Origin of the sequence: Roseibium sp., assembly GCF_039982295.1 — a bacterium.
GTDB lineage: Bacteria > Pseudomonadota > Alphaproteobacteria > Rhizobiales > Stappiaceae > Roseibium.
On sequence record NZ_JBDWYP010000033.1, the window covers coordinates 218981 to 231228 of the forward strand.

The following is a 12248-nucleotide window of genomic DNA, read 5'->3' on the forward strand; positions in this document are numbered from 1 at the left end:
CTATCTCGTGAGCTGTTTGAGACGAAGCATTGCGGCGATGCCGAATGCAGGGCCAAGTGCCATGATGATGAAGACGGCTGGCCAACCGATTGCGAGAGCGAGCGCCGGTGTCAGCTGGACTGTCGCGAATGTCAGGGCGAAGCCAAGTGCCGTCTGGAATGTCATCAGACTGCCGGCCTGGTCCGGTGGGGAGTGATCGGCAACAAGTGCTGAGAACTGGGCAGAGTCGGGCAGGATTGCAGCACCCCAGACCAGAACACAGACGATTGTGAGCCATGCAGGGCCGCCGAAGGTGGCCGCACTGGCAACTGCGCCGCAACCGCTCAAAACAAGGGCGACGATCGCTATATTTTCCTTGCCAAAGCGGTCTGCAAAAAGTCCGCCGATGACACAGGCTACGCCGCCGGCTGCAATTGCGCCAAAGGCGAGCAGGCGGCCCAGGGCGATGGCTTCCGTCTCGGGCATCGACATGGCAAAGGACACCGTAGCCGCGAGACCAATCCAGGCCCACATCGCATAGAGTTCCCACATATGACCGAGGTATCCGGCATAGGCCAGGCGCACCTTTCGATTTGTCCAGGCCACTCCTATGGTGCGGATGTCAAAGCGGCTTGCTGCTGCGTGGAACGGTCCGAGCGTGGAGGCCAGGCACAAGAACGCGCCAGAAATCGAAGCAAAAGAGGCTATCGAAACGCTCCAACGCCAGTCCGCACCTCCGGCAAGGGCCAAGAGATGGGGTGCAGCCGACCCGAAGGTTAGAGCGCCAACGAGAGCCCCAACCAGGAAACCTCGATCCTTCTGCCCCCATCCGACCGCAATCTTGAGCCCGACAGGATAGACGCCGGCCAGAAGGGCGCCCGTAACAAAGCGTGCCATGATTGCCAGGTTGCCACCGGGTGTGACGACGAGAAGCGCAGCATTGGCGAGCGCGGCAGCAATTGCACAAAGCGCAAACAGGCGTCTTGGGTCCATACGGTCAGGCAGCCCGAAAACAGCAGATGCAATTGCACCGACAACGAAGCCGGCTTGAACGGCACTCGAAAGCGCGGCTTGCCGGAACTCCGAGATAGCGGTTTCCGCCACCATATCCGGAAGGATTGCGGCGGACATGAACCAAAGGCTCATGCCGGCGATCTCGGCTAGCATCAACAGTGCTAGCGAGACGGGCTTGGCCAGTTTGCTCTGAGGATTCATGACGTTTCAGCCAAGCCAAGGTCCTGCCGCTGTTTGCGAGTGAGTTTGGCTGTGATGATTGCGTGGGCCGCCTTGATATAGGCGCAGCAATCTTCCTTGCTCAGCGCATCAGGATCCTCGACGCGAACCCACTTGGCCCTCGCCAGATATGGGGCTGGCACAATGCCTTCTTCCTGGATCAACATTGAATAGGACATGTCCGAACATTTGAAATTGATCCGTTGTTCGCCTTCGCTGCCCCATGAAGAACAGATGGCGAAGATCTTGCCGCCAACCTTCCAGACCGAGGCATTGCCCCATTGGACGACATTGGTCGACGCAGGAAGGGCTGCGCAGAAGCTGTTGAATTCGTCTCTGGTCAAGGGATTGCCTGCTGTGAAAGTGATGTCTGCTGAAGTTTTCAGTTTTTGCCGCTGAGGGCAAGGCAGGTGATGGCGCAGATAATTCAAGAAAATGTGTCACACCTTCGGGCCTGCCGCCCTCTAACTTATCAAAGGAACCAAAAAGGACTTGGTGAGATGAAGGCAATTTCGAACGAGCTGATTGCGGAGGCTCAAGCCGGTGACCAGAGCGCGCTGAAGGCCGTGCTCATCGGCATTCAAGACAAGATGTATCACCTTTCAATGCGGGTTCTGGCCAATCCGGACGATGCACTGGAGGCGACGCAGGAGATCCTGATCTTGATCCTGACAAAACTCTCAGCCTTCCGAGGTGACCGGTACCGGGCCTGATGGCCAACCACTAAACATGAGTGGGCTGTCGGTTGCGGTCTTGCGCAAGCAGACGGACGGAAGCTGGAAGATGGTGATCGATAATCCCCACGGACAGCGGTTGATCCCGCAATAAGTCGGTTCGATCAGAGCGTTTTGAAACACGCTCTCTGAAAATGGGCTGTCAGGTAACCATAGCTGTGTTGGCTGTGGTCATCTGGCGGCCCTTAGCTTGAAAGATCCGCCGACTGTCGCCATATTCGATAACGAAACGGAGTGAAGGACACTCCTGTTCGGATGCCGCTCGAAATGGGTCCGGACGCAAGGTCGCTTTAAAAGGACTTTGGCGATGACACGCATGTCAGCGTTTTCAAGCCCGTTCATGCTCGGGTTCGATGATATCGAGCGTGTGCTTGATAGGGTTTCCAAGGCTGCCAATGACGGCTACCCACCCTACAATATTGAACGTCTGCCGAAAACAGACGAACAGGGCGACGTCATTCGGATCACTCTTGCGGTTGCCGGGTTCACCCGGGATCAGCTCGATGTGTCCGTTGAAGAGAGCCAGCTTGTCATTCGGGGTCGTCAGATTGACGACAAGACCCGTCAGTATTTGCACCGCGGGATCGCTGCCCGCCAGTTCCAGCGCGCATTTGTGCTGGCAGAAGGGATCGAAATCCTTGGTGCGGACCTGAAGGATGGCCTATTGTCTATCGATCTTGCGCGTCCGGAACCTGAACGTGTGATCCGGAAGATCGAAATCTCCAGCGGCGACTGACACTCCCCCGCCGGAAAAAACTTTGGAGAGACCATGACGCGTAACACCAATGATGCTGCAGCGCTGGCGCGAGAAGCGGAGCTGATTGCCATGAGCGAAGAGGTCCTGGCGGACCTCGGTATCGGCAGCATGGCGTATATCCGAAAGCTCCAGGCCAAGGATATGGCCGCGCTCTTCCCGGAAGTGCCGCCGATTCAGGACAGCACAACGCTTTGGGCGCTGCTCAATGCAGACGGTACGCCGATCCTTCTTGCGGACAGCCGCGAAGCAGCTTTGGCGAATGCTTTCGAGCATGACCTCGAAATGGTCAGTGTTCACTGATCTGCTGGAATGAACAGCATTACAAAACACCGGTGCGAGTGATCGCGCCGGTGTTTCTTTTTATGCCTTAACTTGCGGTTTCCACCACTTTGGATCGAGGTGACGTGGCTTCCTCAGGTGGTTGTGAAGTTTGCGGTTTTGGCGATTTTCTCCAGGGCTGTCCCTTGAACCAGGCCACCACATAGGCAACTGCAATCAGAGCCGCAAAGCCGAGCAGGTTGGACAAGGTCTGAGGCAACCATTCGCCGCGCCCCCAGACCATGTCGCGGAGAATGCCCGCAGCTTGGGCGATGACCAGACTGGCCATGAAAACCGCAAGGGATTGTTGGCCGACTTTCTGAACGATGCGGACGAAACCACCCCAGATGCGGCCGTGCCCGAAGAGACGAAAGCCCTTGTCGCCCGCTGCGACCCAGGCAAGGTAGGCCAGCGCCAGGAAGTGCACGTACCGCAGGAAGCCGAACTCACTCTTGATCCAGAGTGGTTTCAACATGTCCCTGACCGTCTGTGCAAACTCGACGTTGAGATGAATCCGGAAGTAGGCAAAGGGCAGGGAAAGCAGCAGCACAGCGACCGCGAGCGCAATCAGGCGCTGGTCCACCGGCGGCGAGGGAATCCAGCCCCGCATGAAGGCAAATCCGGTAAAGAACACCAGTTGCCAGGCGAATGGATTGAAGTACCAGGAGCGGTCAGACCACGGTTCTGCCGGCAGGTTCAGCAGTTGGAAATTGGCAGCAAGCCATAGCCCGATGGAGACCGCGAAGGCGGCCCAGACAGAGATCCGCGATGCGATCATGATGACGGGTATCAAGGCCAGGATCACGATGTACATCGGCAGGATGTCGAAGTAATTCGGCACATAGGTCAGCGTCAGCAGCCCTGGCAAATTCAGGGTCGTATTGTCAAAGAACGGCCAGAGGTTCAGCGATCCGACATAGTTCTGGGTCAGATCGCAGCATTGCGTGAGAAAGCCGCTTTCATGGATTGCAACAAGGCCTGCCGCAATGACAAGAAACTGGCAGATATGTGCCCAGTAAACCTGCCACATCCGCTGCGCCACCCGCGCAATTCCCATTCCTGCGCCGTGAACGTCAAACACCTTGCCGAAGGCGAGCGCGGAAGCCATGCCTGAACAGAAAACGAAGATTTCCGTCGCGTCTGAAAACCCGAAGCGGGCCGGGATCCAAAGCGTCCACCAGTTTCCTGGAAGATGTGCGATATAGATGATGAACATGCCGATGCCGCGAAAGAAGTCGAGGCGGGGGTCGCGGAATCTGGTCGGGCTTGATTGAGCGTTCACGTCAGAAATCAGTCCATGGGCTGGGCGGTCTAGCTTGTCGACCGCCAAGGGCAGTGTCGGTTTTCAGCTCAAGTCAGGCGTGAGCTGCACGCAGCCGTTCATCTAGCATGATCTTGGAGGCGCTGCGCATTTTCTCGCAGGTCTCGAACCTTTGCTCGGCAAAGTGATCTACTGCGCCCCTTTTGCGGGTCCGATCCTTCAGCACCCTTTCGGCATCTTCAGCAAAACCGGCTCGAAGGGCGGCATCGATGGTGATGCGTTCGAAAACATCCCTTTGAGCATGGGAGCCGCCAATGGTCGGAAGCTCATCTCTTGCGGACGAGAGCATGTGGAAGGCCGACGCGTAATTGCCCTTGCGATACTGCTCGAGGCCCAGGCCGACCGGCATGCCGGCTTTTGCGGAAATGCGTGCAATGTCTCCAGTTTGGCGCGAGCGCGACTTCAGATCGCCCAACAGGCGTTCGGCGCCCATGCGGCGCCCGCCATTCAGCAGCGCCAGCAGGTAATGCAGATCCGCAAACACATTGCAGCCGTCCTCCGCACGCTTGTCCGACAGCAACGCAAGTTCTTCCCAGCGTGCGCCCACATTGACGCCTTCAATCTCAAGGCGGGAGAGAAGGGAAGTGGCGTTGGAAATATCGCGGAAATCATCCGTGCGGTCGCGGCGGATCTCTTCGTCGTAAAGCGACAAAACCTTGTCGATCTCGCCGCGCTCCAGATACATCAGGGCAAGGTGCCACCAGACATGGTAGCCGAAGTTGTTGCAATGCGCCCAGCCTTCAGGTCGATGTTCAAGCCAGGTGATACCTTCGTCCGCGCGGCCGGTCATGTCGTGGACATGGGCGACCGCATGGAGCCCCCACGCGTCGTCCGTGGCATGTTCGAGGCCTTTGCGACCAAGCAGCTCTGCGTCCCGGTAGTTTCCGGTTTCCTCAAGGGCAAAGGCGCGGCAACCAAGAATATAACCATAGGACGGATGCTGGCTGTCGTAGGTTCCAAAAACACTGTCGATCGACGCCAGCATGCCCTTTGAATCGCCCAGAACAAATCGAATGGCATGCACCAGCTTCACGATCAGCGCGTCTCGAGGAGCCGACGTGAGCGCACGATCCAGGCGTTCGGCCGCATGTGATGGCCAGCCCTCAAGCCAGTCTGCCAGCGCGCCCGTAAGGGCTTTTTCCCGCTCGGTGAGGTCCGCCGTTTTGCTGACCCGTTGGGTTGTGCTCAGGCAGTCCTTGGCCGTTGTCACAAGCTCTGAGCGGCCCATTAGCAGGCAGAAGATGCCTCGGGTGGCATGTGCCATCGCGAAATCGGGAGCCAGCTCCAGCGCCTGTTCAAGGTGAACTGCAGTCTCTTTGCCATGTGCAAGGAAGGCATTTACGGCCGCATTCCAATGAACGACGGCTTGCTGGCTCGAGACTGTGACGTCATAGCCGAACTGATCTGTATAGCGCATGGCAAGCCCTTTGACCGTATTGCTGGCGTTTCCGGAATGTGAGCGACAGAAAAGGGGTGTGCCTCATCAGCTGCAAAATCACATCCTCGCATTGCAACAAGAGGGCAGGCGGGTTCTGAACTGCAACACACAAAAAGGTGTTGGCTCTGTGTTGAGTTGGCCCTAATGCCGCCTCAAAATGGAATCTCTTTCTCGATAAGTAGTTCGATAGCGGATGGTATTTCTTGTTGGATTAATGGGAAATGCTTAGATGGATCCCATGACAGTCACGACCGTAACACCTCCGAATGAGGGTTCTCAGAAGCCCATACTCGCCTTTGCCGTCGCCGCTTTGGTGGTCGTTGCGCTTGGCGCCTACTCGCTCGGCGGAGCGCGCCAGGCGGGCGCAGCCCTGATCGGTGGTCTCGCCGGTCTTTCACTCTATCACGCCAGTTTCGGTTTCACGGCCGCCTGGCGTCATATTGTGACCGAGAAGCGCGGTACGGGCCTGCGTGCTCAGTTCGTCCTCATTCTTCTGACATCCGCTGTTGCCTTTCCCCTGATCGCCTGGGGCAGAGATTTCGGCATGCCGACGGGTGGCTTTGTCTTTCCTTTCGGTTATGCGGCAGCCGTTGGCGCATTCATGTTCGGTCTTGGCATGCAGCTCGGCGGAGGCTGCGCGTCCGGCACGCTCTTCACCGCAGGCGGCGGATCGACACGCATGATGGTCACCCTGGCGGCCTTCATCCTAGGGTCGGTCCTCGCGACAGCCCACATGCATCTGTGGGGGCAGCTGCCCAAGTTGCCGGCCTATTCACTGGTGAGCAATTTTGGCCCGCTGGTTGCCTTTGCGATCACTGCGGTGGTGCTGGGCACGATTGCCATTGCGACGATCCAGATCGAGAAAAAGGCGCATGGCCGGGTTCTTGAGGCGCGCAAAACCGTGTCTCTTACGACCGGTCCCTGGTCTCCCATGCTTGGTGCTGTAATGCTTGCTGTGGTCGGCATTCTCACCTTTATCGTTGTAGGCCGGCCCTGGGGCATCACCTCAGGTTTTGCTCTCTGGGGTGCGAAGGTTTTCGCTGCAATCGGCATCCCGGTCGAAACCTGGCCCTACTGGCAGTGGCAGACCAAGGCTCTTGAAGCGAGCGTGCTAACGGACAGCACCTCGGTCATGAATTTCGGGATTATTTTCGGCGCGCTGGCGGCTGCTGCGCTTGCCGGAAAGTTTGCGCCGATTTGGCATCTGTCTGCCAGGGATCTGCTGACCGCGATCATTGGCGGGCTTTTGATGGGCTACGGTGCTCGGCTGGCCTATGGCTGCAACATCGGTGCCTATCTTGGAGGGCTTGTCTCCGGATCCATGCATGGCTGGCTGTGGCTGGTCTTTGCCTTTGCCGGAAGCTTGCTGGGAACACGTCTTCGCCTCAAACTCGGAATGGGTTGAAGCGCCGGCGCCTGAGCACTCGATTGTGATCAGCACGTGAGCGCTTTTGCAGTCAGGTGCCTTCAAATCGGCATTTGTTGCGGTCCATTCTCCCCTCCCATCCATGAAGGAGAATGACATGACTGTGTTTCGCTCGATCCTTGCCTCCACGCTGGTGCTGGTTTGGTTTTCGGCCCAGGGTTTGGCCAGTGGCCTGCAACCGCGCGACGGCTGGCGGATTATCGATACGCCGTACGCATTTTCTGAACTCGTGGACCGGGTAAAAGCTGCGGTGAAGGCCGAGAAGATGGGCCTTGTCACGCAAGCGAGCGCGTCTGCGGGAGCAAAGGGCCAAGGGATTGTCATACCGGGAAACCAGGTGCTCGGCGTCTATCGCAATGATTACGCCCGTCGCATGCTCAACGCATCCATCGCTGCTGGCATCGAAGCGCCAATCCGCTTTTACATCACCGAGAACGGTGACAAGTCCGCGACGCTCTCCTGGAAGACACCCAGCGAGGTTTTTGGACCTTATATGGCCGAAGGCGGCGATGATCTGAAAGTCATGGCAGCAGAGCTCGACGGTGTTTTTGAAGCCATCGCCAAACGTGCGACAAGCGAGTAACGAGAGGCTCTAAAAGGCGACGTCGCCGGTCACCTTCGGCACGATGGGTGCGAGGCACTCATGAAGCCGGGTTTCCCATTCGCGTAATTTGCCCCGCGAAGATGCAACTGGATTGAGCGGGGCGAAAAGCGAATAAAGTGGCTCGATGCCGTGTGTAGGCAGACCTCTGGCGGAACGAGGTCCTCCGGCACGGTGTTCGGCAAAACGCTTGGCGATCGGGCGCGTGGTCGAGCCAACATAAGCGCCATACCAGAGATTGGTCTCCGTGTAGCCACCTCGCAGGATGACATAGACCTTTCCCCTTGCTGATGACTTGAGTGTTGTCTCCCGAATGTCCGGGAGAAGAACCTCTCTGACCGAGCGCCTCGCATCAGCCAGCCAGGCAATCGGCTCCAGGTCTGCGTTGGCGAATTTCATCCGCGCTTGCAGATCTTCACGTCTGACCGTCAGTTCCTCCAGAGCGAGCGTCGCCAACTCAAGGCAGGGTGGTTGGAGCTGAAGCCAACCTCCGATCAATGTGTCCAGATGCCCGCTCTTCCACTTTGAGAACGGGCGCGGGCAGGCATAGTCGAGCCCGTCTAGTGGCGGGTTGCAATCCGGGGCATGGCGTCGATGTTCCATCTTGATACTTTTTGCGTTTCCGGTCGTCGGGGGCAAGGCGCTTGCTGAAACTTTTGCCCTTCCTTTTGGCAGTGACGCACAAGGAACAGGCTTGCAAGAAGCGTTTGGGGCACTACCTTTAATCTCGTGTTTAACAACCTGAAAGGAGGTGTGCCCATGTCTAGTGAGACCCTGAATTTGGCCCTTAAGTCTGGGCGGAATGTGTCGGTGCCGGAGCAGCCTCTGGCAACAACAGGTTTCGCCGGGATCTAATCCGGACAAAAAGGTCAGTTCGATCTCATGGGAGGCCCGCTTTGCGGGCCTCTTTGCATTTCACAGGCCGTGCGTCTTTTCAGAGCGAGAGTCTTGGAGTTTTGTTTCATTTGTAACTAATGTCAGTTCGGGTCAACCCGTCAGGGAGGGACATGTGACCAGACTGAGACTTCATTCCTACTTCCGCAGTTCGACATCCTATCGACTGCGCATTGCTCTCAAGCTGAAGGGCGTGGAGACAGATTACATTGCTCATCATTTGAGATCCGGTGCGCAACGTTTCGAAAGTTACCTCAAGCTCAACCCGCAAGGGCTGGTGCCTTCACTGGAGTTCCCGGATGCGGGCGTTGTTCTCACCCAGTCCCTGCCAATCATCGAGTATCTTGAAGAGACGATCCCCGAACCGCCCTTGCTGCCGACAGATCCGATAGGGCGTGCACGCGTGCGGGCACTGGCGCAGATGATTGCCTGTGAAATCCATCCAGTGAACAATTTGCGTGTGCTCAACCGACTTCGACATAGCTTCAAGGCTGACGATCATGCGGTTGCTGACTGGTTCAGGCACTGGGTGGCGGAAACCTTCGGTCCGCTGGAGGCGCTACTGTCCGGCAGTTCCGATACGGGAGCTTTCTGCCACAGGGACAACCCAGGTCTTGCGGATATCTGCCTCGTCGCGCAGGTTGCGAACAACCAGCGTTTTCAGGTCGACATGAGCCCCTATCCGACCATTCGCCGCATCTACGACGCCTGTATGGAACGGCACGAGTTTCAGCAAGCTGCGCCAGCCAACCAGCCGGACGCTGAATAACCTGGCAAACACCGAGCAGAGCACGGCGGTCACTCGACCGCCGTGCTCTGTGTTGAACCAGGACCTGTTGCTCAGACCAATCCGATGGCCTTGCGAACATCTTCGTCGCGAAGCGAGCAATCCATACCTTTGTAGGCGTCTCCGGCATCCGTTGCGAGCCAGGCGATTGCCTCGCCGACCCACTCCGGGGGAATGTGGACGCCCGGGTCGAGCTGGCTGACCGGGTTGATGCCGGATGCCTTGATCGCGACCTGCATTTCGGTGGCAACCGTACCGGGGTTCAGGCCGAGGACGCGCACGCCTTTGTCGCCAAACTCCTTGTCAGCGCATTTCGTCAGGGACAGAACGGCGGCCTTTGATGAGCAATAATGGCTCCAGCCCTCAAGTGCGCCGGTCGCTGCACCAGAGCTGATGTTGATCACTGTCCCGCTTCCTTGCGCAGCCATAACCGGCAACGCTTCGTGAAGGCCGTAGTAGACACCCTTGACGTTGACATCGATGACCTTTCCCCAGGCTTCTGGATCGGAATCCTCGATCCGGTTGATCGGGTCGATCAGTCCTGCATTGTTCACCAGGATGTCCAGGCTGCCGAACTTTTGGGTGCAAAGGGCAACGGCATCTGCAACAGCCTTGTAGTCGGACACGTCGCAGGCAATCGCTTCCGCCTGGCCACCTTCGGCGCGGATCTCGGAAGCAATCCGTTCGATGTCCGACGTGCTGCGCGCTGCGAGAACAACCGCAGCGCCATGCTTCGCCAGGATACGGGCAGTGGCCTCTCCGATGCCTCGGCTTGCACCTGTCACAAGAGCAGCTTTTCCATTCAAGTCAGGCATTTGGTCCCCAGTCGTTCGTTGTTTGGAAGCCACCATCTAGGAACAAATTGCTTGAGATGCCAGAGGTGCGGTTGTGCGACTTGCCTTTCAGGCCGCTTGCGTCATTCTCCGGCTATGACTTTTTCCTATCAAGCTTTGCGTGAGCGCCTTCGGCATCTCTATTTCGGTCAATCATCAGCTGCCCGCATCTGGAGCTATGTGCTGTTGACGTTCGACGTGTTGACGATTGGGTATTTTATCGTCTCTTCGATGCTGGATCCCGGCCGGATCCATCATGAAATCGACTACCTGATCGCGGGTGTCTTGCTGCTCGACTACCTCGGGAGATTGATGGCTTCCGCGCAGCCCGGGCGCTATGTGATCAGCTTTACAGCCATGGCGGATGTGGTTGTCATCGCATCCCTGATCGCACCGGCCTTCTTCGAAAACCTGGCTTTCCTGCGCGTGATCCGCATGCTGCGTCTGCTGCGCTCCTATCATGTGCTCAAGGAGCTGCGAGACTCCTCTCGCTGGTTCAAACGCAACGAGGAAATCATCCACTCGGGCGTGAACCTCGTCGTGTTCATCTTCATCGTGACGGCCCTGGTTTACGTCGTGGAGGACGATCGCAATCCGGGGATCAACAACTATCTGGATGCCCTGTATTTCACCGTCACGACGCTGACCACAACCGGGTTCGGCGACATCACCATGAGCGATAGCGCGGGACGGTTGCTCACGGTCGCCATCATGATCTTTGGCGTGGCGTTGTTCCTGCGTCTTGTCCAGACGATCTTCCGGCCGGTCAAGGTCCACTACAAATGCCCGGATTGCGGCTTGAGCCGTCATGATACGGATGCCGTTCACTGCAAGCACTGTGGACGGGTCTTGAACATTCCGACCGAGGGTGAGTGGGGATAGGCGCGGAAGGTATCTTCTTTTCCACCTGATCGCGTCACTGTGATTGGCAGGCTCTTGGGATCGCTGGCAGATGATGACAACGTCTGATGACCGATTGTCGACGTCGACCTAAAGGAGCGTCCATGCCCTCGAAGAAGTCCGTGCTTGCAATCTCATTCTGGTGGGCCCTTGCCTTGCAGCCTGCAGTGGCTGCAGATGCCTGTGGCGGTGAAGTGCCCTGTGAGCTTGAAGAGGGTACCTATTACGCTCTCTTGCCTGATGACGCTGAAACGGTGCCGCCCGTTGGTGCGGTCTTTTATCTTCATGGGCATCGTGGGAAAGCACTTAACGCGGTCCGGAACGCGTCGTTCAGGAAGCTCGCGAACGATCTGAATGTTGTCTTTGTCGCGGTTCAGGGTGTCAACGGCACGTGGTCATTTCCAACCGCTCCCCGAAGCCTGCGCGATGAAAACGCGTTTTTCGATGTGGTTCTCGATGATGTCGAAGACCGGTTCGACATCAATCGCGAAAAGACCCTTCTCACCGGTTTTTCCTCTGGCGGGTTCATGACCTGGTATTTGGCTTGTGACGATGCGGATCGGTTTGCAGGATATGCTCCGATTGCTGGTGCCTTCTGGAAACCTCTGCCGGAAGAATGCCCGACTGAGGCTCCCTATCTGTTTCATATTCATGGAACGTCGGACACGGTCGTGCCACTCGAGGGGCGTCCTCTTGGTGGCGGGAAATATCACCAGGGCGATGTCTTCAAGAGTTTTGATGTCTGGCTTCAGCAGCTTGGGCTGACTGACGACAAACCCATGAAGTACACTGAAGGCAGTCTGACTTGTGAACGCTGGTCGCCTGAAGCGGGGATGCTTGAGCTGTGCCTTCATGAGGGTGGGCACAATGTGCGCGCCGAGTGGATGGAGCGTGTCTGGCACGAACTTGGCAAGCTGAAGGGCTGGTCCTGATCACAGCTTCTGACAAACACTTGAGCGAATTTGCAGCTCTGCAGGGCTCGCAGCAGTTGACTGGAGAGAATTCAGTCGGCTCATTGGGCGCAACG

The 12248-nt window shown here is 57.4% G+C and carries 14 protein-coding genes; 8 read left to right on the top strand and 6 right to left on the bottom strand.

What is annotated here, in order from left to right; genetic code table 11:
- Complete coding sequence (locus ABJZ52_RS06270) at positions 1–1194, bottom strand: MFS transporter (RefSeq protein ID WP_348189532.1); 1194 nt, start codon at positions 1192–1194, stop codon at positions 1–3.
- The gene (locus ABJZ52_RS06275) at positions 1191–1556 is read right to left on the bottom strand and encodes an MmcQ/YjbR family DNA-binding protein (protein WP_348189530.1); all 366 of its coding nucleotides are present in this window, start codon (positions 1554–1556) and stop codon (positions 1191–1193) included. Before ABJZ52_RS06275 ends, ABJZ52_RS06270 begins: the two co-directional genes overlap by 4 nt.
- A gap of 156 nt (positions 1557–1712) precedes the next feature.
- Here ABJZ52_RS06275 and ABJZ52_RS06280 point away from each other — a divergent pair, with 156 nt between their 5' ends.
- The 3 genes from ABJZ52_RS06280 (at position 1713) to ABJZ52_RS06290 (ending at position 3003) form a co-directional block, all read left to right on the top strand.
- The gene (locus ABJZ52_RS06280) at positions 1713–1925 is read left to right on the top strand and encodes a helix-turn-helix domain-containing protein (protein WP_348189528.1); all 213 of its coding nucleotides are present in this window, start codon (positions 1713–1715) and stop codon (positions 1923–1925) included.
- A 328-nt stretch (positions 1926–2253) separates the two neighbouring features.
- Positions 2254–2682: an Hsp20 family protein gene (locus tag ABJZ52_RS06285; RefSeq protein WP_162858376.1), complete on the top strand. Its 429-nt coding sequence runs from the start codon at positions 2254–2256 to the stop codon at positions 2680–2682.
- 33 nt (positions 2683–2715) lie between these two features.
- Positions 2716–3003 carry a DUF1150 domain-containing protein gene (locus tag ABJZ52_RS06290; RefSeq protein ID WP_209003961.1) on the top strand — a complete coding sequence of 96 codons (288 nt, stop codon included), beginning with the start codon at positions 2716–2718 and terminating at the stop codon, positions 3001–3003.
- A gap of 67 nt (positions 3004–3070) precedes the next feature.
- On the opposite strand, the gene ABJZ52_RS06295 is transcribed toward ABJZ52_RS06290, so the two are convergent.
- The gene (locus ABJZ52_RS06295; RefSeq protein WP_348311719.1) at positions 3071–4351 is read right to left on the bottom strand and encodes an OpgC domain-containing protein; all 1281 of its coding nucleotides are present in this window, start codon (positions 4349–4351) and stop codon (positions 3071–3073) included.
- Between the two features lie 25 nt (positions 4352–4376).
- Complete coding sequence (locus ABJZ52_RS06300) at positions 4377–5759, bottom strand: tetratricopeptide repeat protein (RefSeq protein WP_348189523.1); 1383 nt, start codon at positions 5757–5759, stop codon at positions 4377–4379.
- 259 nt (positions 5760–6018) lie between these two features.
- On the opposite strand from ABJZ52_RS06300, the gene ABJZ52_RS06305 reads away from it, so the two are divergent.
- Both ABJZ52_RS06305 and ABJZ52_RS06310 read left to right on the top strand, forming a co-directional pair.
- On the top strand, positions 6019–7185 hold the full coding sequence (locus tag ABJZ52_RS06305) for a YeeE/YedE family protein (protein WP_348189757.1): 1167 nt from the start codon (positions 6019–6021) through the stop codon (positions 7183–7185).
- Positions 7186–7303: 118 nt separating this feature from the next.
- Positions 7304–7789, top strand: a complete 486-nt coding sequence (locus tag ABJZ52_RS06310) for a DUF302 domain-containing protein (protein ID WP_348189521.1) — start codon at positions 7304–7306, stop codon at positions 7787–7789.
- A gap of 9 nt (positions 7790–7798) precedes the next feature.
- Here the strand turns inward: ABJZ52_RS06310 and ABJZ52_RS06315 are convergent, their stop codons facing one another.
- A complete protein-coding gene (locus ABJZ52_RS06315; protein ID WP_348189519.1) occupies positions 7799–8410 on the bottom strand; it encodes a hypothetical protein in 612 nt (203 codons plus the stop codon).
- 406 nt (positions 8411–8816) lie between these two features.
- Here ABJZ52_RS06315 and maiA point away from each other — a divergent pair, with 406 nt between their 5' ends.
- Positions 8817–9470, top strand: coding sequence for a maleylacetoacetate isomerase (gene maiA, locus ABJZ52_RS06320; RefSeq protein WP_348189517.1), 654 nt, complete (start codon positions 8817–8819; stop codon positions 9468–9470).
- Between the two features lie 71 nt (positions 9471–9541).
- Here the strand turns inward: maiA and ABJZ52_RS06325 are convergent, their stop codons facing one another.
- Positions 9542–10303: an SDR family oxidoreductase gene (locus ABJZ52_RS06325; RefSeq protein ID WP_348189514.1), complete on the bottom strand. Its 762-nt coding sequence runs from the start codon at positions 10301–10303 to the stop codon at positions 9542–9544.
- Positions 10304–10417: 114 nt separating this feature from the next.
- Here ABJZ52_RS06325 and ABJZ52_RS06330 point away from each other — a divergent pair, with 114 nt between their 5' ends.
- Both ABJZ52_RS06330 and ABJZ52_RS06335 read left to right on the top strand, forming a co-directional pair.
- Complete coding sequence (locus tag ABJZ52_RS06330) at positions 10418–11203, top strand: ion channel (RefSeq protein ID WP_348189512.1); 786 nt, start codon at positions 10418–10420, stop codon at positions 11201–11203.
- Positions 11204–11325: 122 nt separating this feature from the next.
- Complete coding sequence (locus ABJZ52_RS06335) at positions 11326–12153, top strand: polyhydroxybutyrate depolymerase (protein ID WP_348189510.1); 828 nt, start codon at positions 11326–11328, stop codon at positions 12151–12153.
- The last annotated feature ends 95 nt before the right edge of the window (positions 12154–12248 follow it).